Origin of the sequence: Pseudonocardia halophobica (assembly GCF_050948485.1) — a bacterium.
Taxonomy (GTDB): domain Bacteria; phylum Actinomycetota; class Actinomycetes; order Mycobacteriales; family Pseudonocardiaceae; genus Pseudonocardia; species Pseudonocardia halophobica.
Window position 1 is genome coordinate 6,897,981 of sequence record NZ_CP192046.1, and the last position, 22,378, is coordinate 6,920,358.

23 protein-coding genes are annotated in these 22,378 nt (G+C 74.7%); 12 read left to right on the forward strand and 11 right to left on the reverse strand.

Annotation, left to right across the window (positions count from 1 at the left end; translation table 11 throughout):
• The first annotated feature begins 10 nt into the window (after positions 1 to 10).
• A complete protein-coding gene (locus ACQP04_RS32945) occupies positions 11 to 1,213 on the forward strand; it encodes an isochorismate synthase (protein ID WP_433504361.1) in 1,203 nt (400 codons plus the stop codon).
• Here the strand turns inward: ACQP04_RS32945 and ACQP04_RS32950 are convergent.
• From ACQP04_RS32950 to ACQP04_RS32960, 3 genes are all read right to left on the reverse strand, one after another.
• The gene (locus tag ACQP04_RS32950; protein WP_433504362.1) at positions 1,210 to 1,854 is read right to left on the reverse strand and encodes a LuxR C-terminal-related transcriptional regulator; all 645 of its coding nucleotides are present in this window, start codon (positions 1,852 to 1,854) and stop codon (positions 1,210 to 1,212) included. The two genes, ACQP04_RS32945 and ACQP04_RS32950, sit on opposite strands and share 4 nt — an antisense overlap.
• Positions 1,851 to 3,254 (reverse strand): sensor histidine kinase, encoded by a 1,404-nt coding sequence (locus ACQP04_RS32955; protein ID WP_433504363.1) that lies wholly within the window; start codon positions 3,252 to 3,254, stop codon positions 1,851 to 1,853. The genes ACQP04_RS32950 and ACQP04_RS32955 overlap by 4 nt, the downstream gene beginning before the upstream one ends.
• Before the next feature lie 154 nt (positions 3,255 to 3,408).
• A complete protein-coding gene (locus ACQP04_RS32960) occupies positions 3,409 to 4,029 on the reverse strand; it encodes a signal peptidase I (protein ID WP_433504364.1) in 621 nt (206 codons plus the stop codon).
• 194 nt (positions 4,030 to 4,223) lie between these two features.
• Here ACQP04_RS32960 and ACQP04_RS32965 point away from each other — a divergent pair, with 194 nt between their 5' ends.
• From ACQP04_RS32965 to ACQP04_RS32985, 5 genes are all read left to right on the forward strand, one after another.
• Positions 4,224 to 4,778 (forward strand): TasA family protein, encoded by a 555-nt coding sequence (locus tag ACQP04_RS32965; RefSeq protein ID WP_433504365.1) that lies wholly within the window; start codon positions 4,224 to 4,226, stop codon positions 4,776 to 4,778.
• A 115-nt stretch (positions 4,779 to 4,893) separates the two neighbouring features.
• Positions 4,894 to 5,448, forward strand: a complete 555-nt coding sequence (locus ACQP04_RS32970; protein WP_433504366.1) for a TasA family protein — start codon at positions 4,894 to 4,896, stop codon at positions 5,446 to 5,448.
• A 51-nt stretch (positions 5,449 to 5,499) separates the two neighbouring features.
• Positions 5,500 to 6,939: a hypothetical protein gene (locus ACQP04_RS32975; RefSeq protein WP_433504367.1), complete on the forward strand. Its 1,440-nt coding sequence runs from the start codon at positions 5,500 to 5,502 to the stop codon at positions 6,937 to 6,939.
• A 594-nt stretch (positions 6,940 to 7,533) separates the two neighbouring features.
• Positions 7,534 to 7,887, forward strand: coding sequence for a hypothetical protein (locus tag ACQP04_RS32980; protein ID WP_433504368.1), 354 nt, complete (start codon positions 7,534 to 7,536; stop codon positions 7,885 to 7,887).
• Positions 7,884 to 8,438: a calcium-binding protein gene (locus ACQP04_RS32985; RefSeq protein ID WP_433504369.1), complete on the forward strand. Its 555-nt coding sequence runs from the start codon at positions 7,884 to 7,886 to the stop codon at positions 8,436 to 8,438. Before ACQP04_RS32980 ends, ACQP04_RS32985 begins: the two co-directional genes overlap by 4 nt.
• A 55-nt stretch (positions 8,439 to 8,493) precedes the next feature.
• Here the strand turns inward: ACQP04_RS32985 and ACQP04_RS32990 are convergent, their stop codons facing one another.
• The 3 genes from ACQP04_RS32990 to ACQP04_RS33000 all read right to left on the reverse strand — a co-directional run bounded on the left by ACQP04_RS32990 (position 8,494) and on the right by ACQP04_RS33000 (position 12,249).
• Entirely contained in the window at positions 8,494 to 9,438 is a 945-nt protein-coding gene (locus tag ACQP04_RS32990; protein ID WP_433504370.1) for a hypothetical protein, read from the reverse strand.
• 353 nt (positions 9,439 to 9,791) lie between these two features.
• The gene (menD, locus tag ACQP04_RS32995; RefSeq protein ID WP_433504371.1) at positions 9,792 to 11,471 is read right to left on the reverse strand and encodes a 2-succinyl-5-enolpyruvyl-6-hydroxy-3-cyclohexene-1-carboxylic-acid synthase; all 1,680 of its coding nucleotides are present in this window, start codon (positions 11,469 to 11,471) and stop codon (positions 9,792 to 9,794) included.
• Positions 11,472 to 11,532: 61 nt separating this feature from the next.
• Entirely contained in the window at positions 11,533 to 12,249 is a 717-nt protein-coding gene (locus ACQP04_RS33000) for a PIG-L deacetylase family protein (RefSeq protein ID WP_433504372.1), read from the reverse strand.
• Positions 12,250 to 12,281: 32 nt separating this feature from the next.
• Here ACQP04_RS33000 and ACQP04_RS33005 point away from each other — a divergent pair, with 32 nt between their 5' ends.
• The 6 genes from ACQP04_RS33005 (at position 12,282) to ACQP04_RS33030 (ending at position 16,437) form a co-directional block, all read left to right on the forward strand.
• Positions 12,282 to 13,913 carry an ABC-F family ATP-binding cassette domain-containing protein gene (locus ACQP04_RS33005; protein WP_433504373.1) on the forward strand — a complete coding sequence of 544 codons (1,632 nt, stop codon included), beginning with the start codon at positions 12,282 to 12,284 and terminating at the stop codon, positions 13,911 to 13,913.
• Positions 13,914 to 14,019: 106 nt separating this feature from the next.
• Positions 14,020 to 14,394: a VOC family protein gene (locus tag ACQP04_RS33010; RefSeq protein ID WP_433504374.1), complete on the forward strand. Its 375-nt coding sequence runs from the start codon at positions 14,020 to 14,022 to the stop codon at positions 14,392 to 14,394.
• Positions 14,391 to 14,717, forward strand: a complete 327-nt coding sequence (locus ACQP04_RS33015) for an ArsR/SmtB family transcription factor (RefSeq protein WP_231498437.1) — start codon at positions 14,391 to 14,393, stop codon at positions 14,715 to 14,717. Before ACQP04_RS33010 ends, ACQP04_RS33015 begins: the two co-directional genes overlap by 4 nt.
• Positions 14,714 to 15,223, forward strand: coding sequence for an SRPBCC domain-containing protein (locus tag ACQP04_RS33020; protein ID WP_433504375.1), 510 nt, complete (start codon positions 14,714 to 14,716; stop codon positions 15,221 to 15,223). Before ACQP04_RS33015 ends, ACQP04_RS33020 begins: the two co-directional genes overlap by 4 nt.
• Positions 15,220 to 15,513 carry a YciI family protein gene (locus ACQP04_RS33025; RefSeq protein WP_433504376.1) on the forward strand — a complete coding sequence of 98 codons (294 nt, stop codon included), beginning with the start codon at positions 15,220 to 15,222 and terminating at the stop codon, positions 15,511 to 15,513. The genes ACQP04_RS33020 and ACQP04_RS33025 overlap by 4 nt, the downstream gene beginning before the upstream one ends.
• A gap of 33 nt (positions 15,514 to 15,546) precedes the next feature.
• Positions 15,547 to 16,437: an oxidoreductase gene (locus tag ACQP04_RS33030; RefSeq protein WP_433504377.1), complete on the forward strand. Its 891-nt coding sequence runs from the start codon at positions 15,547 to 15,549 to the stop codon at positions 16,435 to 16,437.
• Between the two features lie 93 nt (positions 16,438 to 16,530).
• On the opposite strand, the gene ACQP04_RS33035 is transcribed toward ACQP04_RS33030, so the two are convergent.
• The 5 genes from ACQP04_RS33035 to ACQP04_RS33055 all read right to left on the reverse strand — a co-directional run bounded on the left by ACQP04_RS33035 (position 16,531) and on the right by ACQP04_RS33055 (position 22,346).
• A complete protein-coding gene (locus ACQP04_RS33035) occupies positions 16,531 to 16,836 on the reverse strand; it encodes an adhesin (RefSeq protein ID WP_037053146.1) in 306 nt (101 codons plus the stop codon).
• 43 nt (positions 16,837 to 16,879) lie between these two features.
• The gene (locus ACQP04_RS33040) at positions 16,880 to 17,713 is read right to left on the reverse strand and encodes an aldo/keto reductase (RefSeq protein ID WP_433504378.1); all 834 of its coding nucleotides are present in this window, start codon (positions 17,711 to 17,713) and stop codon (positions 16,880 to 16,882) included.
• Positions 17,714 to 17,742: 29 nt separating this feature from the next.
• Positions 17,743 to 18,489, reverse strand: coding sequence for a DUF998 domain-containing protein (locus ACQP04_RS33045; protein WP_433504379.1), 747 nt, complete (start codon positions 18,487 to 18,489; stop codon positions 17,743 to 17,745).
• A gap of 82 nt (positions 18,490 to 18,571) precedes the next feature.
• Positions 18,572 to 19,324, reverse strand: coding sequence for an ATP-binding protein (locus ACQP04_RS33050; protein ID WP_433504380.1), 753 nt, complete (start codon positions 19,322 to 19,324; stop codon positions 18,572 to 18,574).
• Between the two features lie 142 nt (positions 19,325 to 19,466).
• The gene (locus ACQP04_RS33055) at positions 19,467 to 22,346 is read right to left on the reverse strand and encodes an FAD-binding and (Fe-S)-binding domain-containing protein (RefSeq protein ID WP_433508484.1); all 2,880 of its coding nucleotides are present in this window, start codon (positions 22,344 to 22,346) and stop codon (positions 19,467 to 19,469) included.
• Between the last annotated feature and the right edge of the window lie 32 nt (positions 22,347 to 22,378).

Genomic DNA, 22,378 nt, shown 5'->3' on the forward strand with positions numbered 1-22,378 from the left:
GCTCGACGGCGTGACGACCGCTGCGCTGCCCACCGGTCTGGAGGTCCGGACCCGTGAGGTGGACCCGCCCGCGGGCGGCCTGTTGTCGCTCCTGCCGGAGGCGCGGGGCGCGCTGTCCTGGGTGCGCGGCGGCGAGGGACTGGTCGGTTGGGGCGAGGTCGCGCGCTTCACCGGCACCGGCGCGGGCCGGTTCGCCGAGGCCGACGCCTGGTGGCGGCGGTTGCTCGCCGAGCTCGACGTCACGGACGAGGTGGGCCTGCCGGGGACCGGGGCGGTCGCCTTCGCGTCGCTGACCTTCGCCGACCGCTCACCCGGGTCCGTGCTGGTGGTGCCACGGGTGGTCGTCGGGATGCGGGGCGGGCGCGCGTGGGTCACCGAGTTCGGCGACCCGCACCCGATGACCGCGGCCGAGCCGGTGCGACCCAGCACCCGGCTCCGCTACGCCGACGGCGACCTGCCCGTCGCGGGCTACCGCGCCGCCGTCGCCGAGGCGGTCCGGCGGATGCGGGCGGGCGAGCTGGACAAGGCCGCCCTCGCCCACGACCTCCTCGCGCTCGACGATGCCGCGCACGACCCCCGGCACCTGCTGCGCGGGCTCGCCGAGCGCTACCCCACCTGCTGGGCCTTCGCCGTCGACGGGCTGGTGGGGGCCACCCCGGAGCTGCTGCTGCGCAAGCGCGGCACGGTCGTCGAGTCGCGGGTGCTCGCCGGCACGGTGTGGCCGGGCGAGGGCTCGCTGAGCTCGGACAAGAACCGCGTGGAGCACGCCTACGCCGTCGACTCGCTGGCCGAGCGGCTGCGCCCCTTCTGCCGCTCGCTCGAGGTGCCGTCGGAGCCGACGGTGCTGGCCCTGCACAACGTCTCGCACCTGGCCAGCGACGTCCGCGGCCGGGTCCGCGGCGACGCCTCCCTGCTCCGCATCGCCGGCGCGGTGCACCCCACCGCTGCGGTCGGCGGCACCCCGCGCGAGGACGCCGTCGCCCTCATCGCCGCCCTCGAGGGCATGGACCGCGGCCGCTACGCCGGCCCCGTCGGCTGGGTCGGCGCCGACGGCGGCGGGGAGCTCGGCGTCGCCCTGCGCTGCGCCCAGCTCGACGGCCCCGTCGCCCGCCTCTACGCGGGCTGCGGGATCGTCGCCGACTCCGACCCCGACACCGAGGTCCGGGAGGCCGCCGCCAAGCTCCTCGCGGTGCGGGAGGCGTTGGAGGGCTAGGAGGCGGTCAGCCGGCGAGCGAAGGCGGCCACCTCCAGCTGCGAGTTCACCTCGAGCTTGCCCAGGATCGACTTGATCTGGGTGCGGACCGTCGCGACCGAGACGACGCACTCCTCGGCGATCGCCTTCGGCCGCATCCCGGCCGCGATGTGCCCGACGATCTCGCGCTCGCGAGGGGTCAGCCGTTCCCACCGGCGGCGCTCCAGCTCGCGCGACTCTCCCGACGCCGCGGCGAGCTCCTCCAGTCTGCGGCGCTCCGCGGGGTCGACCAGATTCCGCCCCGCCACCACCCTGGTCGCGGCATCGACGAGCTCCTCGAACAGCGCGGTCTTCGGCATCCAGCCCGCCGCCCCGGCCGCCACAGCCGTCGCGATCCGCCCTTCGTCCACCGAGCCGGTGACGACGAGGACCCGCCACCCCGAGCGCCGGAGCGGGGAAACCAGTTTCGCCCCGTCCGTCTCACCTCCCAGATCGAGGTCGAGGAGCACCAGCCCTCCGGGCGGCGCGGGATCGTGAAGCCGCGCGATCATGTCGTCCGGGCGCAGCGCCTCGGCCGAGAGCCCGCGGTCCCGTAGGGCGACCGCCAGGCTCGCACTCAGCAGTGCGTGATCGTCGACCACGAGCACGGCGGACGCGGTCATCCGCACACCCGCATGGGTCGGGTCGATTCGCGACGGGCCAGCGGCACGTCGACCACCGCGGTGCACCCGGGCCGCACCGAGCTGATGGTGAAGGTGCCGCCGTGCCGCTGGACGAGGTCACCGATGATCGCCAGTCCGAGCCCCAGCCCGTCCGAGTCCGCCCCACGCGCACCTCGGACGAGCAGACCGGCCGCAGGTCCCGGGAGACCGGGGCCGTCGTCCCGGACCTCGAGCCGGACGCGCTCACCTCGGCGGACCGCGGCCACGGACACATGGGCCCCCTGAGCGTGCCGGGAGCAGTTCACGAGCAGGTTCGTGAGGACCTGGGTCAGTGCCGCGCGGCTCATCCCGGCCTCGACGTCGTCGACCCGGCCGACCTCGACATCCAGTCCGTTGGCCTTGTGCAGCGCCACCACCGCGTGGACGACCTCGGCGACGAGACAGCCGTCCGCCGGCGCGGGACGCGCCCCCATCATGAGCTGGAGCCGTTCGAACTCCGCCCGTGCCGCGACGAGGAGCTGCTGGCCGACCGGTGAGCTGGCGCGGCCGGTGTCCCCGGTCAGCACGCTGGCGACACCCGAGAGCCCGGCGACGAGGTTGCGGATCTCGTGATCACGCTCGGCCGCGGAGGCCATCGCCGCCTCTGCCTCGGCGAGCCGAGCCTGCTGACGACCGACGATCCCGATGGCCTGCACGAGGAAGGCGAGGGCGGCGGCCAGCAGCATCGCCACACCGGCGAGCCCGGTGATCCCCACCGCCTCCGCCGGCAGGGCGACGGTGTGTCCGGCCCCGATCACCACGAACGCCAGGCCCGCGCGGCGGAGCAGCGACCGTTCCCGTGGCCGCTCCACGAGGAGCAGGCCGAGCGCGGCTACCGCGACCCCGCCCCATACGACGACGTCGACGGCCGCCACGATCGAGGGTCGCGCCTCCGGCCGCGCCACCGCGAGAGCGCCGACGACGAGCAACCCGGCCGGCGCCACGCTCAGGACCAGCCGTACGGGCACTTGCCCGGGCGCGACGCCCGGGTCCCTTCGGGCCCTGACGAGGAGAGCGGCGATCACCGCTCCCGCCGCCGCTCCGAGCAGCCGCCAGACGGACCCGGCCTCCAGCCCGACGGCGTCACCCGACAGAGAGGCGGCGGTGTAGAGCCCGACGGCACACGCGACGCGTCTGCCCGCCGGGTCCGCGCTGAGCCAGCCGGCCACGGCGAGCAGGACGGTCACGCTCACCCCGGCGGCGAACGTCAGTACGACCATCGCCCGCTCGACGACGAGCACGGAATCCCGGAGGCTCGTGGTCAGGAACCAGGCACCGCCGATGAGTAACGACTGGCCAACGACGTCCGCTGCAAGGCGACCGCCCGCGACGAACCGGACGGCACCGATCCTGCTGTTCACGTGCTACCTCGAAAGGCCGAACACGGCCGGGAGACCGGCCGGGAGCTGGGGAGCGCCTACTTGTCCGCTCGCCGCGGACACGCTGAGTGTTACGGAGGATGTACGACCGACGTCAGAGAGTCATTCATTCTGATGACCCAAAGCCGATCGGCCGTCACCGAGCGCGCGTGTGCGACTTCCGGTCGAGGGACGACGCACTCTTGCCGCCGGTCGTATGGGGCAACAAGAGGTTGGCCGCCACGACGAGCAGGACGATGCCCGCGAGGTAGAGCAGTCCGGTCGTGCTGAACAGCCGGTCCTTGACCAGCCCCACGAACGGCACGTCGTACCAGTAGCCACCCCGGACGTCGGCTGCTGCGACGGCGTGCGGATCGGGCGCGTCGTTCGCGTCGCCCTGGGTCCGGAACGACGGCCCGGGGAGGACCTCGATGATGCGGTGGGTCACGATCCGCGTCTCCGTCGTCCCGGGCTGGCGATCCGTGAAGGTGATGATGTCGCCGACGGCGAGGCGGTCGGCCGGCGCCGGCCGCACCACCACGGTCGACCCGACCGGGAGCGTCGGCTCCATGCTCCCGGAGAGCACGGTCAGGGGCGTGGCACCGGCGAGCGCCGGCACGACCGTCACCGCAACTGCTGCTCCGACCACGGCGACCAGAAGCAGGGCGCCCAACCACCGCATCACCACCCGGGCCGGATGACGACGCTGGCCCGCCGCGTCGTCCGACTTCGCTTTCACGGGCCGGACCACAGGTATACGGACTGTCTCGGGTTCCACGGTATTCGCCCCCTCGGCACAACTTCATCGATCCTGCCGAGGCGCCGGCCAGGCTGTCGTACCCCATCTGAGGTATGCGGCCACGCACCCGGATACCCCCGTTGCGGTATGCGCCGTCGAGCTCCGTCCGAAATCGTGGCGAGCCGAATCGCATTCGACGTCCGTCGGTGCGACCGGAATCCCGGAGGACGAGCGTGCGAACAGCGGGAAACAGGAAGACGGCAGTAGCGGTAGGCGCCGCCGCGGCCGCCGCGGCCGCCTTGGCGCTCGGCTCGGGGACCTACGCCGCTTTCACCGACTCGGAGGCGGGACCCGCCGGGACCCTGTCGGCGGGAACCCTTCGGCTGGATCTCACGACGAATCCCTCGCAGACCGCGACGATCCTCACCGAGTCAGGTATCGCGCCCGGAAAGCAGTTGTCTCCCAGTACGATCACCCTGCACAACAGCGGCTCGCTCCCCGGCCTCCTGACCGTGACCGGAACGGCCGACGGACACGGTGGACAGCTTCAGGACCAGCTCACCGTCTCGTACACCTGCGTGAGCGACAACCCCGCTCACCTGCCGGTCGTGGTCGGCGAGCAGACCCTGGCGACCGCCCTCAGCGCGGTGAACGTCCCACTCGATTCCGGCGAGCGCCTGGTCTGCTCCTTCCGCTTCACTCTTCCGCATCGTCCGGACAACAACCTTGTCCAGGGCGATTCCGTGACCGTGACCTCGAGCTTCACACTTTCGCAGCGGTCGAGCTGAGCCCGGATACCGCGCCTGGGGTATGTGCGACTCCCCAAGCTGCCGAAGAATCCTTCTCAACGGCGGATCCCCGACTTCCCCCGACATCCCCCCGAGAAACAGGAGAACTGCGCTCATGAGCGTCCTGCAGAAGAACAAGAAGGCCGCGATCGGCATCGGCGTCGCCGCCCTCGCGGTCGCGGGCCTCGCGCTCGGCACGGGCACCTACGCCGCCTTCACCGACACCAAGGCGGGGCCGGGCGGGACGCTGGCTGCGGGCACGCTGGCTCTCAACGTCAGCACGAGCCCGACCGCCGCAGCGACCCTGTTCAACGAGTCCAACCTCTACCCGGGCAAGCCCATCGAGGAGAAAACGGTCACCGTGCAGAACAGCGGCACCATCAACGGCAAGCTCACCGGATCGCTGACGGTAGACACCCACGACGGGCAGCTTCAGGATCAGATGACCGTCCAGGTCAAGTGTGGCGGCGGCTCGTACTCGAGCCCAATCACGGTGGCCGCCGCGACTGCAGCCGCTCAGAACTTCATCAACAGCGGCACGCCGATCGCGCTCAATGCTGGCCAGTCGGAGACCTGCTCGTTCAAGTTCGCGCTTCCGCACAATGCTACGAACGACGTTCAGGGCGATTCGATCACCATCAGCTCGAACCTGACGCTCACTCAGGCGTGAGCTCATAGCAACGCCAGGGGTGACGGGCCTTACGCCCGTCACCCCTTCGTCGTGTTCGCTCGACACCCTTCTTTGTTTCGATCCGGGGGATCCGTGAAGACTCGCGCCGTCGTGGCCGGCCTGCTCGGCGCTGCCACCGTCGCTGCCGGCGGCACCGTCGCCTCAGCCGTGGGCACCACGTTCGCCGCCTACACCCAGACCGTCGCCAGCAGCCCGGGCACCCTGGGCGCGGCGAGGGTCACCCTCGGCGACGACGGTGCGGGTCCCCAGCTCGGCTACGAGGGCCTTCGTCCCGGAGCCTCCCAGACCGTCGCTCTGACCGTCGACTACCGCGGCACCATCGCTGCGGACGTGTCACTGACGGTCGCCCCGAACTCCGACTCCACCCTCTGCGAGCGGACGTCCGCCGGCTGGCGCGCCCGGGCCGGTGTCCCCCTGCTGCTGAGCGCGGGGGACGGTGCGCCCGTCTCCTACTGCTCGCTGTACGCCGGCGCCCGCCTGCCCCTCGCGACGGCCGCGGCTCCGGACACCGTCGTGACGGTGCCCGTCACCGTCACACTGGGCAGCGACGCCACCGCCGTGGCGCTCGGGCTGCACCAGTCCGACGTCGCCACTATCCACGCGGAAGGTGGATTCACCGACGAGGCCGCGGGCAGCATCACGCTCAGCACCGCGCGGCCCGAGGAGGCCGTTGCCGGCTCGATGTCCGACGCCCCGGCCTCGGCGACACTCAGCGCGACACTGTCACCGTCCGGCGACGGCACCGCCGTGGTGGACTCCGCCGACCCGGCGGCCGCGGCCATGGCAGCCGGATCCACCGCGACCCCCGTTGCGCTGCCGCCGGAGTGCACGGCATCAGGGATGCGCGCGGAGGACTTCGCCGAGGTGGTCGCGGTCGATGCGCGGACCCGCAGCTGGGACGCGGGCGCGCGCCGCGGAGCGGGAGCCGGTCCGTTCCTCGTCCTCGGCACGGCCGGGGCCGACACGATCACCGGATCGGATCGCGGGGACTGCATCGTGGGTGGCGGTGGCGACGACGTCGTGGCCGGCGGCGGCGGCGCCGACGTCCTGATCGGCGGCGCCGGGGTCGACACCCTGAGCGGCGGAGCGGCCGACGACCGACTGTACGGCGGCCCTGGCACGGACGTTCTCGACGGTGGCGAAGGAGCCGACACCCTGGAGGGCGGGAGCGCCGGGGCGACCTGCGTGGTCGACTCGGTCGATCGGAGCCGCGACTGCGCTGCGCCGGTCGCGGCCACGTCCGCGACGACCGCGCCGACCATCGCGGCGCCCTCCACACCTGTGGCTCCGGTACCGGCCGTTCCGGCGGCACCTGCAGCGCCGTCGGCAGCGCCGGCCGCGCCGTCGCCCCCGCTCACGGTGAATCCCACCCCGACGCCCGGTCCGGCTCCCGCCGCGTCCGCACCCTCGACTTCCTCGAGCGCGGCGATGATCGCGCCGGACGACGCCTCTGCTGCTCCCACCGGCTGACGGGGACTACCGCTGCTTCGCCTGCTTCGGCACGAGGAGGGCGAGGGCGATCGCGAGGAGGACGATCCCGCCCGCGATGGCGAGGCCGGCTGGGCTGACGAGGCGGTCGCGCAGGCCGCCGACGTAGGGGACGTCGTACCAGAGGACGCCGTGGACGTCCTGCGCCGCGACGGGCGCCGGGTCGTTCGTGCGATTGGCGTCGCCCTTGGTGACGAACGCCGGTCCCGGCAGGACCTCGACGACGCCCTCGGGGCGGTGGTCGTCACCGCCACGGGTGTGCCCTGTCCGGGGGCAGTGGCACCTACGCCCGGTACACGGACGTCGAGGCGAACCCGGGCACCGTGGGCGCCGCGACCGTGGTGATCGGGACGTCGTCCCGGGCACCGGCGCCGAGCTACACCGGAGCCCTGCTCGGCGGGACGTCCTCCGCGACCCTGAACGTCGTCTACACCGGCACCACCCCTGCGCGCCTGACGCTGCAGGCCAAGCCGGCTCCGACGTACTGGTCGGCCTTCTGCACGTACTCGGCGTCGACGAAGTCCTGGTCGCGGACGGCCCTGGCCACCGATCACGTTGTCCTTCGGGGGCGCAACGGTGGACTACTGCACCCTGCTCAACGGCGCCGAGGTCACGCTCGCGGGCTCGGTCGCGGCGGGCAGCACCGCCGCCGTGGCGACCTCGGCCACCTTCGGCCTGCTGAGCGGCGCGACGCCGAAGAAGGACCAGAACGTGCCGCTGCTCGTCCACGCCTACGGCGCCACCGGCTCGGGCTTCTCCGACGTCGTGTCCGGCACGCTCGGCGTCGCGACGAGCGCGTCGCCGACCCCGCGGTCGCCGGCCGTCGTCACCACGCGACGAGCACGGTCGCGCCCACGTCCACCACCGCACCCACCGGCACGCCGGTCGCGGCGGCGGACCTGCCGGCCGAGTGCACGGGGGCCGGGATGACCGCGGCCTCCTTCGTCGAGAAGATCATGCTGACCGCGACCCGGCCGAGCTTCGACGCCGCGCGCGACCGGCCGGGCAGTGCCGGACCGTTCCTGGTCCTCGGCTCCCCGGTCGCGGACACGGTGATCGGCTCCGCGGGCGCCGACTGTGTGTCCACGGGCGACGGCGACGACGTCGTGTCCGGCGCGACGGGCGACGACGCCCTCGTCGGCGGGGCGGGCGCCGACCGCCTCTCCGGCGACGCGGGCGCCGACCGCCTCTCCGGCGGACCCGGCCCCGACACACTCGACGGCGGCGCCGGCGCCGATCTGCTCGACGGCGGCGCCGACGGCGCGACCTGCACCACCGACGCCTCCGACACGACCACCGGCTGCCTCGCCGCGGCCGTCGAGGGCGGCGCCGACCCGACGACCACCACCTCGCCCGCCCCGGTCACCACGACGACCGCGGTCCCGACGACGACCGCTCCCGCCCCGCCAGTCGGCAGCAGCGCGCCGGCGGTCGTGCCGGAGGGCTCCGCCGACCCCACCAGCTCCACCCCGCCCACCTGACCCACAGGAACGCCGGCGTGTCGGCCGGCGAAGCGGATCACCGCCCCGCGAGCACCTACCCCCGGCTCACCTTCCCCGGCGCCCCCTCCGGCTCCGGGGAAGGCTCACTGCGCGGCGGCGGGGCCGTGACGAGGCGGAGGGGAGCACGGGTCGTCGGGCGGCGTTCGTCGACCGCGTCGGCGAGAGCCACGACCTCCGCGACGGCCGGGGCGCGAGTCTCGGATCCGGCCGAGCGGAGAGCGGCGCGCAGCCGCTCCGCCTCCACCCGGTACGCCTCGCGCTGCTCCCAGAGCCCCCGCACCGCGCTGAACAGGAACGGCACGGCGGCGGCGAGCAGCGCGGCGGTGGCGGCGAAGGTCAGTGCGACGGGCACGACGACCGCGGCCCCCGACGCCCGCACGGCGTGGGAGGCGGCGAGCAGTGCGAAGGCGACGCCGACCCGGCGCAGCAGCGGGCGGTCCCGCCGGAGCCCCGCCCCGACGGCGAGCAGGCCGGCCGCGCCGGTGCCGGCCCAGGCGGCGAGGGCGGCGTCGGCGACGAACGCGCCGGGCAGGCCGACGGCGGGGGCGAGGCCGTGCAGGGTCCCGGCGAGGGCGGCGGCGCAGGCCAGCACCGCGGCGGCGAGGGTCACGACGGGCCGGTGCGCGGGCGACCGCCGGCGCACCGCCACCACCAGCAGTGCGACGACGGCGAGCTGCCCCACCACGGCCACGACCGGCCAGAGGCCCGCCGCGCCGCCGAGGTCGAGCGCCACGGGCAGCGGTCCGACCAGCGCCGCCCCGCCGACCGCGGCGGCGATCCGGCCCGCGCGCCGGCTGCCGGAGGCCCGCCCGGCCACGGCGATCATCACGGCCGCCGAGATCCCCCCGGCGAACACGAGCACGGAGGCGATCCGCGCGGCCGGCAGCCCCGCGGCGTCGACGCCACGGACGGCGGTCCACGCGAGCCCGCCGGTCAGGGCGACCAGGCCGACCTCGAGCGCGAAGGCCCGCGCGGCCACCGGCCGCACACGGAAGCGGACGGACGGGCGTGCGTCGGCACCGCGGCCGGGAACGCCGGGGCCGGCCCCGCGGCGGCGCCGGCCCCTGGGCCATGCGTCAGGGGCAGCGGGCCGCGCGGCGGGGGCGTCCGCGCGGCTCCGGGTGCTGGAAGTCACCGGTACCTCGGTCGTTCGACGGGCGGCCGGGCGCGGGGAGCGGGCGAGGCCGGGAGCGTCGGCTCCGTTCCCCTGTCGGCACTCCACCACCGGCCGTTACGCAGACCGCACAGTAGCTGGCGCACGGTGACCGCTCGGACGAGCCCTCTGGGCCGAACGGTTCATAACTGTTGCGGGTCAACGCCGTAGTGAACGGCTCAGGTCCGGGCGGGCAGGGCCGCCAGGGCGGTGGCGACCTCGTCGGCGAGCGCGGCGTGGCCCGCGCGCAGCGTCGCCCGATCGGCGCGGACCTCGACGATCCGCAGCCCCGGACCGGCCGGCAGCACGGCCTCGACCAGCTCCGACGGCGCGGTGACCAGCACGTGTGCGGCGCCGAGGCCGGTCGCGACCGCGGCGAGATCGGCCCGGTGCGGGGTGCCGAAGACCCGCTCGAACGACGCGGAGTGCGCCGGCGCCCCCTGCTCGAGCAGCCCGAAGATCCCGCCGCCGGAGTCGTTGAGCACCACGATCGACAGACCCGGCCGCGGCTCGTCCGGGCCGATGAGCAGGCCGGTGGTGTCGTGCAGCAGCGTCAGGTCGCCGAGCAGCGCCACCGTCGGGCCGGGATGCGTCAGCGCGGCGCCGACGGCCGTCGACACCGTCCCGTCGATCCCCGCGACCCCGCGGTTGGACAGCACGGACAGGCCGGTCCGCGGCACCGCGGCGAGCGCGACGTCCCGCACGGGGTTCGACGAGCCGAGGACCAGCCGGGAGCCGTCGGGCAGCGCGCCGACCAGCTCGCGCGCCAGCGACAGTCCTCGCGGCCCCTCGGGCAGCGCCCGGTCGAGCGCGGCGGACGCGACCTCGTCGGCCTCGCGCCAGCGCTGCACCCAGGCCCGCGGCGGCGCGAGGGACGGCACGTCGCCGACCGCCCGCACGGTGCCGGCGACGTCCGTCCACGGCGTGCCCTGCGGGTCCGCCGCGACGTAGACCTGCAGGTCGGACGCGGCGAGCAGGCGCGCGACGGACCGGTGCAGGGTCGGCCGCCCGACGACGAGCACCTGCCGGGGCCGCGGCGGGCCGCCGGGTGCCCCGAGCAGCCAGGGCCCGCTGCGCAGGGCGTGCGGCCACAGCGGCGACGACGGCTCGGCGACGATCGGGGCCCCGCCCAGCAGTGCCGGGTCGACCCCCGCCCCGCCACCGGCGATCACGAGGGTCGGCGCCGAGGGGTCCAGCGGCAGCGGCGGCGCGGTCCGCCGCGCCGGCGGCACCACCGTCCAGGGGGCGCCGTCGGGGCGCCCGGGCGGAACCTCCGCGGCCGGGTCGGGGACCAGCGGCTCGGCGAACGGGATGTTCAGGTGGACCGGGCCCGGCGGCTCGCCGAGGGCGCCGGTCGCCGCGGCCACGATGCGGTCGACGGCGGCGCGCCAGCGTCCCGGCTCCCCGGGCGCGAGCCGCGCGACGGCCAGGGTGCCGGCCCGGCGGACGGCCCCGCCGAAGATCCCCTGCTGCTCGATCGTCTGGCTGGCGCCGGTGCCGATCAGCTCGGGGGGCCGGTCCGCGGTGAGCGCGAGCACCGGGACCCCCGCGTGCGAGGCCTCCAGCACCGCCGGGTGCAGGTTCGCGACTGCCGTGCCCGAGGTCGTGACCACCGGAACCGGGCGGCCCGAGCCGAGCGCCAGACCGAGCGCGAGGAACCCGCCCGTGCGCTCGTCGATGCGCACGTGCAGGCGCAGCCGGCCGGCCGCGTCGGCCGCGTGCAGGGCGAAGGCGAGCGGCGCGTTGCGCGACCCCGGGCACAGGACCGCGTCGGTGACGCCGAGGCGCACCAGCTCGTCCACGACCACGCGGGCCTGGACGGGCCCTGCCGCGGGGTCGCTCGTCGGTGCCGGGTTCACGCCTCCGACCCTATGTCGCCACGCGCCGGTCCCGCCGTGCTCCGCTGCTCACACCACCCGGTCACATCGGGAACAGCTCGAAGCCGACGGCCAGGTCAGCGCCCGGGAACTGCTGCGCGACCGCCTCGGCGTGCGACCGCAGGTAGGTCTCCGGGTCGGCCATCACGTCGTCGCCGAGCCCCGCCAGGTAGGCCCGGTGGGAGGACAGCGACGCGACGGCCCGGTCGAACACCGGCCCGATGTCGACGGCGTGGGTGGGCTCCGGCGCGCCGGTCGCGGCGAGGTACCGCACGCCCGTCCACGGGTCGCCGCCCGCGCCGGGGAAGACCCAGCGGTTGCCGGCGTCGCGGCAGGCGTCGAGGACGGCGCGCCCGGTGTGGACGTGGTCGGCCATGTTGAGCCACCCGCCCGGCCAGCGGTCGGCGAAGTTCCCCGTGACGACGAGCTCGGGCCGGCGCCGCCGGATCACCGCGGCGATGTCGTGCCGGAGCGGGAGCCCGTACTCGACCACGCCGTCCGGATGGTCGAGGAACTCCACCTCCGCGACCCCGACCGCGGCGCAGGCCGCCCGCTGCTCCGCCTCCCGCAGCGGCCCGGCCTCCACGGGCGGGATCGTGTCGATGCCCGCCTCGCCCCGGGTGACCAGCAGGTACGTCACCTCCTTGCCCGCCTCCGTCCAGCGGGCGACGGCGCCCGACCCGCCGTACTCCATGTCATCGGGGTGCGCGACCACGACGAGCGCGCGCGACCAGTCGTCGGGGAAGGGCTGGAGCGTCATGCGCACATCGTCCCCGTACCCTCGGCACTGTCATGAGCGCGACCCTCCGGGCCACGGGCCTGTCCGCCGGGCACGGTGCCCGCGTCCTGTTCAGCGGCCTGGACCTCGTGGTCGCGCCTGGCGACGTCGTCGGGCTCGTCGGGGTGAACGGTGCCGGCAAGTCCACCCTGCTGCGCCTGCTCGCCGGCGAGCAACGGCCGGAGGAGGGCGAGGTCGCCCTCGGTCCGCCCGACGCGACGGTCGGCCACCTGCCGCAGGAACCGGAGCGCCGCCCCGGCGAGAGCGTGGCGCAGTACCTGGCCCGCCGCACCGGGGTGGCGGCCGCGCAGGTCGCGATGGACGCCGCGGCCGAGGAGCTCGGCGCGGGCGGGGACGGTGACGGTTACGCCGCCGCCCTCGACCGCTGGCTCGCCCTCGGCGGCGCGGACCTCGACGAGCGGGCCGGCGAGGTGGCGGCCGAGGTCGGCCTCGGCGTGCCGCTCGACGCCCCCATGACGGCACTGTCCGGCGGCCAGGCCGCGCGCGCCGGGCTGGCCGCGCTGCTGCTCTCCCGCTACGACGTGCTGCTCCTCGACGAGCCCACCAACGACCTCGACCTCGACGGTCTGGAGCGGCTGGAGAAGTTCGTCCAGGGCCTGCGGAGCCCGGCCGTGATCGTGAGCCACGACCGCGAGTTCCTGGCCCGCACCGTCAACCGGATCGTGGAGCTGGACCTGCACCAGCGGCAGGTCGGGGTCTACGACGGCGGTTACGACAGCTACCTGGCCGAGCGCGAGATCGCCCGCCGGCACGCCCGCGAGGCCTACGAGGAGTACGACGACAAGCTCGGCGCGCTGAAGGACCGCGCGCAGATGCAGCGCAACTGGATGACCCAGGGCGTGCGCAACGCGCGGCGGAAGTCGAAGGACAACGACAAGAACGTCAAGGCCAAGCGCGCGGAGACCAGCGAGAAGCAGGCCGCGAAGGCCCGCCAGACCCAGCGCGCGATCGAGCGGCTGGACGTCGTCGAGGAGCCCCGCAAGGAGTGGGAGCTGCGGATGACGATCGCCGCGGCCCCGCGGTCCGGCGCGGTCGCCGCCCGGCTCGACGGCGCCGTCGTGCGCCGGGGCGACTTCGTCCTCGGCCCGGTCACGGCGCAGGTCGACTGGGCGGACCGGGTGATCGTCACCGGGGCGAACGGGGCCGGGAAGTCCACGCTGCTCGGCGCCCTGCTCGGGCGGATCCCGGTCGACGAGGGCTCCGCCGGCCTCGGCGCGGGCGTGACCGTCGGCGAGATCGACCAGGCCCGCGGGCTCTTCCTCGGCGACGAGCCGCTGGTCACGGCGTTCGGCCGGGCGGTGCCGGACTGGCCCGAGTCCGAGGTGCGCACGCTGCTGGCCAAGTTCGGGCTGACGAAGGAGCACGTGCCGCGGCCCGCCTCGTCGCTCTCCCCCGGCGAGCGCACCCGGGCGGCGCTGGCCCTGCTGCAGGCCCGCGAGGTGAACCTGCTGGTGCTCGACGAGCCCACCAACCACCTCGACCTCCCCGCGATCGAGCAGCTCGAGCAGGCCCTCGACGCCTTCCCCGGCACGGTCCTGCTGGTCACGCACGACCGCCGGATGCTCGACACGGTCCGCGCCACCCGCCGGTGGCGCGTCGAGGAGGGCCGCCTCACCGAGGCCTGACCGTCAGGCCTGACCCACCGCCTGATCGGGCGGGACCGACCGTTGCCTATTCTGTCAGCTCTTGCTAACGTTAGCGAACACGCACAGAACAACTCGGGAGGTCGTCATGGGGAACCCGGTCGCGATGTTCGAGATCGTCAGCACCGACCCCGACCGGTTGGGCCGCTTCTACGGCGAGCTCTTCGGCTGGACCGTGAACGCCGACCCCGCCTGGGGCGGCTACGGGCTCGTCGACACGCACTCGGAGCCGGGACCGCTGATGGGCGGGATCGGGCCGTCGTACCAGCCCGGGGACACCGGGGTGAAGTTCTACGTCGGGGTCGACGACCTCGGCGCCTGGCTCGGCAAGGCCGAGGGGCTCGGGGCGTCCCGGCTGGTGGAGCCCACCGACCTGCCCGAGGGGTTCGGCTCGTTCGCGATGTTCGCCGACCCGGACGGCAACACGGTCGGCCTGTGGGCGGGACCGACGGGGGGATCGTGACCTCTCCCGCTCCGCTCGACGACCGGGTCGGGGCCATGCTCCGGGCCCTCGCCGAGCCGCGCCGCCGGGCGATCCTGCGGCTGGTCGCCACCACCGAGCGCGCGGCCGGCGAGATCGCCGCGGAGTTCGAGGTGTCCCGCACGGCCGTCAGCCAGCACCTCACCGTGCTGAAGGAGTCCGGGTTGATCGCGGAGCGCCGCGAGGGCACCCGCCGGCTGTACCGTGCCCGACGGGAGGCGGTCCGCGAGCTGCAGGCGGCCCTCGACGGCATCTGGTCCGACGCGCTCGACCGGGCGCGCGCCCTCGTGGAGGAGGAGTCGTGAGCAGCGAGACCTACGGCGAGGTGGTCGACCTCGCCCGCCCACCCATCCACCGTTCCACCGTGGTGGCGGCGACCCGGGAGCGCACGTTCCGCGTGTTCGTCGACCGGCTCGCCGAGTGGTGGCCGCTCGACCCGTTCTCCCTCGGCGGCAGCGACCGGATCGCCTCGGTGACCGTCGACCGCCGGGTCGGGGGCACGGTCACCGAGCACTGGCACGACGGCAGCAGCCACGACTGGGGCACGCTGCTGGCCTGGGACCCGCCGGTCGGGCTGACGATGACGTGGAACGTCACCGGCACCCCGACCGAGGTCGAGCTGCGCTTCGTCGCCCTGGACGGGACCACCACCCGGGTGGACCTCGAGCACCGGGGCTGGGACCGGCTCTCGCTCGAGGAGCTCCGGGCCGCCTGCGCGCTGCCCGGGGGCTACTCCGGCGGCGCCTTCGAGCGCGGCTGGGCCACGATCCTCGGCGCCTTCGCCGACGCCGTGCGGGAGGACGCACCGTGAACTGGTTCCTGTACCGGCTCGTGCCGCCGCGCCCGGACTTCGCCGTGACGATGGACGAGCGCGAGCGCGCCGCGATGACGGAGCACGGCGAGTACTGGCGGGGCCTCCTGGAGGCCGGCCGGACGATCTTCTTCGGGCCGGTCGCCGACCCCGCCGGGGCGTGGGGCCTCGGCATCGTCAACGGCGAGTCGCTCGACGACGCCCGGGCGCTCGGCGAAGGGGATCCGGCCGTCGTGGCCGGGGTCGCCCGGTTCGAGATGTTCCCGATGATCTCGGCGGTCACCCGCTGAGCCGGTCGGGGGCGCCGCTGGTAGGAACGCCGCATGGCCTCCTGGAGCACAGCGGACGTCCCCGACCTGACCGGCCGGACGGTCGTCGTCACCGGCGCCAACAGCGGGATCGGGCTGGAGGCGGCGCGGGCGCTCGCGGCCGCGGGCGCGCACGTCGTCCTGGCCTGCCGGAGCACGGCGAAGGGTGAGGCGGCCGCCGCCTCGCTCACCGGCTCGACCGAGGTCCGCGAGCTGGACCTGGCCGACCTGAGCTCGGTCGGCCGGTTCGCCGCGGCCCTCGACCGTCCCGTCGACGTGCTCGTGAACAACGCCGGACTGATGGCCGTGCCCGAGCAGCGGACGGCCGACGGGTTCGAGATGCAGATCGGCACGAACTTCCTCGGCCACTTCGCGCTGACGGGGCTGCTGCTGCCGCGGATCACCGACCGGGTGGTCACGCTGTCGAGCCTCATGCACCGCATCGGGCGGATCGACCTCGACGACCTGAACTGGGAGCGGCGCCGCTACCAGCGCTGGCTCGCGTACGGGCAGTCGAAGCTGGCGGACCTGATGTTCGCCTACGAGTTGCAGCACCGCTTCGTGGCCGCCGGTTCGCTGCTGCGCTCGGTGGCCGCGCACCCCGGCTACGCGGCGACCAACCTGCAGACCCGCACCGGGACGGTCCAGGACCGGTTCATGGCCGTCGCGAACCGGGTCGTCGCCCAGGACGCGGCCGGCGGGGCCCTGCCGACGCTGTACGCGGCCACGGTGCCGGACCTGCCCGGCGGCACCTACGTCGGGCCCGGCGGGCCGGGCGAGACCCGCGGCGCGCCGCGGCCGGTCGGGTCCGGCCGCGCCTCGCACGACCGCGCGGTGCAGCGGGCGCTCTGGGAGCGCGCCGAGGCGCTCACCGGCGTCTCGATCGCCGTGCCCGTGCGGCGCTGAACACGGCCTGCAGAAGGCCCCGCAGATTCCCGAGCACGGCGAAGGGGCGGCCCCTCCCGGTGGAGGGACCGCCCCTGTCGGACGTGTGGTGCGTCAGGCCTGCGGCTCGCCCTGCGGGCCGATCGCGAAGCGCAGCTCCTCCTGGCCCTGCTCGTTCGTGAAGGGCTGCACGTCGAGGACCTTGTCGTCGAGCACCTCGGCCGCCATCGGCTCGAGGAAGACGTTCAGCCCCTCGCCGGTGAGCACGGTGTCGCTCTGGTCCGCCTGCGCCGCCAGCGAGAGCTCGAGGCCCTGCTCCGGGTCGGTGGCCGCGATCCGCAGCCCCCCGCCGTCCGGCAGCTCGGCGTCCGTGGTCAGGGACTTGATGGCTTCTGCCGCGGTGTCGGTGATTGCCAGCATTCGACCGACCGTACCGAGAACCGGCCAGGCGTGCAGACCAGGCTCAGGTGAACTCGTCCGGGTGCGGGCCCAGGCGGGCGCCGGGGTCGCCCTTGTCGAGGCCGCTGATCGTCGCGACGTCGTCGTCGGCCAGCTCGAAGTCGAAGACGTCGATGTTCTCGGCGATGCGCGACGGCGTCACGGACTTGGGGAACACCACGTTGCCGAGCTGGACGTGCCAGCGGAGCACGATCTGGGCCGGGCTCTTGCCGTACTTCTCCGCGAGCGAGGTGAGGAGCTCGTCCTTCAGCAGCGCGCCGCCCTGGCCGATCGGGCTCCACGCCTCGGTCGCGATGGCGTTGTCCCGGTGGTAGCGGCGCAGCTGGGGCTGGGTGAAGGTCGGGTGCAGCTCGATCTGGTTGACCGAGGGCACCGTGTCCGTCTCGGCGGCCAGCCGGTCCAGGTGCGGCACCTGGAAGTTCGAGACGCCGATGGACCGGACCTTGCCCGCGGCCTTCGCCTGCTCGAGCCCGCGCCAGGTCTCCACGTAGTCGTCGCGCTTCGGCAGCGGCCAGTGGATCAGGTAGAGGTCCACGTGGTCGAGGCCGAGCGTGGTGAGGCTCTCCTCGAGGGCCTTCTGCGCCTCGTCCCGGCCGTGCCGGCTGTTGTTCAGCTTCGTGGTGACGAAGATCTCGTCACGGGAGAGCCCGGACTCGGCGATCGCCTGCCCGACGCCCTCCTCGTTGCCGTACATCTGAGCGGTGTCGATGTGGCGGTAGCCCGCGTCGAACGCCTGCTTCACGGCGTCGACCGTCGCCTGCCCCGGGTCGATCTGGAAGACGCCGAAGCCGAACTGCGGGATCCGGACACCGTCGTTGAGCGTGATCGTCGGAACCATGTGTCCGTGATACCGCGCGCGCGGGCGGGTCAATCGCGGGACATCTCACGCCCCGACCGGGAATCCGCGACGACGTCCGGGGAAGGCGCGACGGGCGTCCGCCGCGCGGCGGCCAGCGCCCACAGGCCCAGCGCGACCACGACCAGCACCTCGGTGAGTGCCAGACCCCTCTCGATCAGGCCCAACGGGACCGCCTGCCACCAGGACACGCCGGTGAACGGACGCTGCGCGAAGCCGACGAGGATCGGGGTGAACCACAGCAGGGAGGCGACGGCGAGCCACCGGACCCACGCCGCCGGCCGGGCCCGCGGCCCCCGCTCCGGCGCGGTGGCGCGGCGGTACCGGCGGGCGACGAGGATCGCGGCGACCGGCAGGGCGAGGAAGGCCACGAGGCTGGCGTAGCGGTGGATGGTGCCGCCCACGCTCGGCCCGACCGCCCAGTTCGTCTTCTCGAAGACCACGACGGCGACCAGCCCCACGGCGGCCAGCACCAGGCCCGTCGAGGCACCCGACACGGCCCGGACCAGACCGGCGCGCACGTGCGCGACCAGCACGCACAGGGCCGCGGCGGCGAAGGCCAGAACGCCGACGTCGAAGACCGGCTTGAGGTCCGTGTGCAGGGCGTACTCGCTGATGGTGCGGCGGACCGGGTCGACCCGGCCGACGGCGAGGGTGAGCCCCAGGATCAGGACGACGGCGATCCCGGCGCCCACCAGGCCGGCCAGCGCGAACGCACGCCCCACGGTGTCCCGAGTCGCCGCGGTGTCGCGCTCCACGTGTCCGGCCTCCCGGTCGCTCGGTCGATGGTCGACCGTTCAACGATCTGTCGTACCGGCGTGGTTCCCGCGTGTCGTCCGGTCAGTCCACCGGTGTGCGCTGGGCCGGCACCACGGGGGCCGGGACCAGCGGGAGCATGGCCTCGACGAGGGTGCCGGGCAGTCCCCGGCGGACCACGCAGACCCCGCCGACGGCCGCGGCCCAGCCGCGCATGGCGTGCACGCCGGTGCCGGCGGTGAACCCGGCCGGTACGCCGGGGCCGCCGTCCGTCACGGCGACGTCGAGGAAGTCCCCCCGCGCCCGGATCCGGACGCGCGCCGGGGCACCGGGGGCGTGCCGCGCGGCGTTCGTGAGCGCCTCCGCGGCGATCCGGTACGCCGCGGCCTCGACGGCGGGGTCCAGGGCGGGCAGCGGCCACACCTCGACGGCGGCGCCGCCGAGCGCGCGGGCGGCGGCCGTGAGGGCCGCGACCAGGCCGCCCGGCACGTGGGCGCCGGCGAGCTCGCGGGTGGCGTGCACGGCGGACTCGGCCACCGACGCGGCCCGCACGGCCCGCGCGAGCTGGCCCACCAGGGCGTCGAGCAGCAGGGCGTCCCGGCGTCGGACGGGCGGCAGCACGAGCGCGCCGACGGTCTCGACGCCGTAGCCCAGCGGCACCCGCTCCACGCGCTCCGGCCACGCCCCGATGCCGGTCACGATCCGGCCGTCGACCTCGAGGGCGGCGAAGGGCACCCGCACCGTCTCGGCCACGGTGCCGACCAGCGAGCCGAGCCACGTGGTGGACGCGGACCCGCGGGCGGGACCGGCCTGGGTGATCTCCCGGACCGTGCTCATGAGGCCGTTCATCGCGGTGCTCCCGTTCGTGCCGTTCCATCCGGAACATCGCCGCGAAGATCGTCGGCATTACGCCGGAGGTGACACGAGTCGACCGTCCACCCGGTCGAGTGAGCTCGACCGTCCGACAGCAAGCCGGCCCTTACTTCCCCAGGCCCAGTGCCCGTGCCGCCAGCTGGGCGAGGTGCACCGGCTCCCGGGCGCCCGCCTGGCGGAGCTGGGTGCGGCAGGAGAAGCCGTCGGCCAGGACCTCGACGTCGGGCGCCGCCTCCCTGACCGCCGGCAGCAGCACCCGCTCGGCAGCCGCCATCGAGACCTCGTAGTGGCCCTTCTCGAAGCCGAAGTTGCCGGCGAGGCCGCAGCAGCCCGAGTCGAGCACCTCGGCGTCGATGCCGAGCGCCGCCATCACCGCGCGGTCGGCCTCCGAGCCCAGGTCCGCGTACTGGTGGCAGTGCAGCTGCACCAGCGCCCGGGCGCCGGGGCCCGAGACCGCCTCGCGCAGCTCGTCGACGTGCCCGGCCAGCAGCTCGGCGAAGGTACGCACCCCGCCGGACATCGCCTTGGCCAGCGGCTCCTCGGGGAGCAGCTCCTCGCCGTCGGCGCGCAGGGCCGCGGTGCACGAGGGCTCCAGCCCGACGACCGGAACGCCCTCGGTCAGCCACGGCTCGATCGTGCGCAGCGACCGGCGCAGCACCCGCCGCGCCGCCCCGACCTGCCCGGTCGACGTCCAGGTCAGCCCGCAACACACCGTGCGCGGGGGCAGCTCCACGGCGTAGCCCAGGAACTCCAGGACGGCCACGGCGTCGTCGGCGATGCCGGGGTCGAAGTGCTCGGTGAAGGTGTCCGGCCACAGCAGCAGCCGCCCGCGCGGCGCCTGCCGCGCCGGGCCCTCGACGAGCGCACGGGACCGGGCGGACGTGGTGAACGTCTCGCGGGCGATCGCCGGGATCCCCCGCTCCGGCGCGATGCCGCCGGCCCGCTTGGCCAGCCCGGCCAGGAACGGGACCCGGGCCAGCGCGTTCAGCCCGTCGACCGCGCCCGCCGGCAGCTTCCCGACGAGCCGCAACCAGCGCGGCAGCGCCCCCATCGAGTAGTGCGAGGCCGGGCGCAGCTTGTTCTTGTAGCGGTTGGCGAGGAACTCGGTCTTGTACGCGGCCATGTCCACGCCGACCGGGCAGTCGGTCTTGCAGCCCTTGCAGGACAGGCAGAGGTCGAGGGCGTCGGCGACGTCGTCGTCCTGCCAGCCGCCGGTGACCACCTGTCCGTTGGCCATCTCGAACAGCAGCCGGGCCCGCCCGCGGGTGGAGTGCTTCTCGTCGCCGGTCGCCCGGTAGCTGGGGCACATCACGCCGCCGTGCGCGGTCACGCACTTGCCCACGCCCAGGCAGCGCCGGGTCGCCCGGGTGAAGGAGCCGCGGTCGTGGGTGAAGGCGAGCTGCGGCTCGTCCGGCATGGTCGGCATCCCGACGAAGATCCGCAGGTCCTCGTCCATCCGCGCCGACCGCACGATGCAGCCCGGGTTCATCCGGTCGTCGGGGTCGAAGACGCCCTTGAACTCCTCGAACGCGGCGATGACGTCCGGCGGGTACATCCGGGGCAGCAGCTCGGAGCGGGCGCGCCCGTCGCCGTGCTCGCCGGACAGCGACCCGCCGTGGGCGACGACGGCGTCGGCCGCGTCCTCCATGAACGCCCGGAAGTTCGCGATCCCCGGCTCGGTGAGCAGGTCGAAGTCGATCCGGACGTGCAGGCAGCCGTCGCCGAAGTGGCCGTAGTAGACGCCCCTGCGCCCGTGCCGCTCGAGCACGCGGTCGAACTCCCGCAGGTAGGAGCCGAACTTCTCCGGCGGGACCGCGGCGTCCTCCCAGCCGGGCCAGGCCTCGCCGCCGTCCGGGCTGCGGGTGAGGATGCCCGCGCCGTCCTCGCGGATCCGCCACAGCGCCTTCATCCGCTTCGGGTCGGACTCGACGACGGCCTCGGTCAGCCCGTACGACTTCATCGCCTTCGCGACGGCGCGCGCCTTGTCCTCGGCCTCCTGCCGCGTCTCGCCGCCGGTCTCGACGTAGAGCCAGCCGCCGCCGGGCGGCAGCGCCTTCCAGCCCGTCTCGACGGGGTTCTGGGCGCGCAGCGCGGCGATCAGCCCGGCGTCCATGCCCTCGATGGTCAGCGGGGAGTGCTCGCGGACGACCATGACGTTGTCCGCGGCGATGTACGCGTCGGGGAAGCCGAGGACGGCCAGGGCGCGCGCCGGCGGCGACTCGACCAGCTTCATGGTCGCGGCGACCGTGGTGGCGAGCGTGCCCTCCGCCCCGACCAGCGCCCGGGCCAGGTCGAACCCGTTCTCCGGCAGCAGCTGGTCGAGGTTGTAGCCGGAGACCCGGCGGGTGAGGTCGGGGAAGGACTCCCGGACGCGGTCGCCGACCCGGTCGGCCAGTGCGCGCAGCTTCGCCGGGATCTCGCCCTGCGGCGCGGCCGTGTCGAGCCGCTCGCCGCGGTAGGTCAGGACCTCCAGGCCCACCGTGTTGTCGACGGTCTTGCCCCAGGCCACCGAGTGCGACCCGCAGGCGTTGTTGCCGATCATCCCGCCGATCGTGCAGCGGTTGTGGGTCGACGGGTCCGGGCCGAAGGTCAGCCCGTGCGGGGCCGCCGCGTCGCGGAGCTGGTCGCAGATCACCCCGGGCTGGACCCTCGCGGTGCGGGCCTCCGGGTCGAGCTCCAGCACCCTGTTCATGTGCCGGGTGAAGTCCAGCACCACCGCGGTGTTGACGGCCTGCCCGGCGATCGAGGTGCCCGCACCGCGGGGCAGGACGGGGACCTGGTGCTCGCGGCACACGGCCAGCGCCGCCGCGACGTCGGCCTCGTCCCGCGGCGACACGACGCCGATCGGCACCTTGCGGTAGTTCGAGGCGTCGGCCGACCACATCGCGCGGTGCGCGGGGTCGAACCGGACCTCCCCGCCGACGACCCGGCGGAGGTCGGCGGCCAGCGCGGCCGCCGCGTCGGTCTCGGTTCCCGCGTCGGACACGGCGGGGTCGGTCGGGACGTACGCACTCACGG

Coding starts and splice junctions, on each gene's coding strand:
- ACQP04_RS32950 (WP_433504362.1), bottom strand. CDS start 1,854: ATGACCGCGTCCGCCGTGCTCGTGGTCGACGATCACGCACTGCTGAGT.
- ACQP04_RS32970 (WP_433504366.1), top strand. CDS start 4,894: ATGAGCGTCCTGCAGAAGAACAAGAAGGCCGCGATCGGCATCGGCGTC.
- ACQP04_RS32985 (WP_433504369.1), top strand. CDS start 7,884: ATGACCGCGGCCTCCTTCGTCGAGAAGATCATGCTGACCGCGACCCGG.
- ACQP04_RS33000 (WP_433504372.1), bottom strand. CDS start 12,249: ATGACGCTCCAGCCCTTCCCCGACGACTGGTCGCGCGCGCTCGTCGTG.
- ACQP04_RS33005 (WP_433504373.1), top strand. CDS start 12,282: ATGAGCGCGACCCTCCGGGCCACGGGCCTGTCCGCCGGGCACGGTGCC.
- ACQP04_RS33010 (WP_433504374.1), top strand. CDS start 14,020: ATGGGGAACCCGGTCGCGATGTTCGAGATCGTCAGCACCGACCCCGAC.
- ACQP04_RS33030 (WP_433504377.1), top strand. CDS start 15,547: ATGGCCTCCTGGAGCACAGCGGACGTCCCCGACCTGACCGGCCGGACG.
- ACQP04_RS33035 (WP_037053146.1), bottom strand. CDS start 16,836: ATGCTGGCAATCACCGACACCGCGGCAGAAGCCATCAAGTCCCTGACC.
- ACQP04_RS33040 (WP_433504378.1), bottom strand. CDS start 17,713: ATGGTTCCGACGATCACGCTCAACGACGGTGTCCGGATCCCGCAGTTC.
- ACQP04_RS33050 (WP_433504380.1), bottom strand. CDS start 19,324: ATGAGCACGGTCCGGGAGATCACCCAGGCCGGTCCCGCCCGCGGGTCC.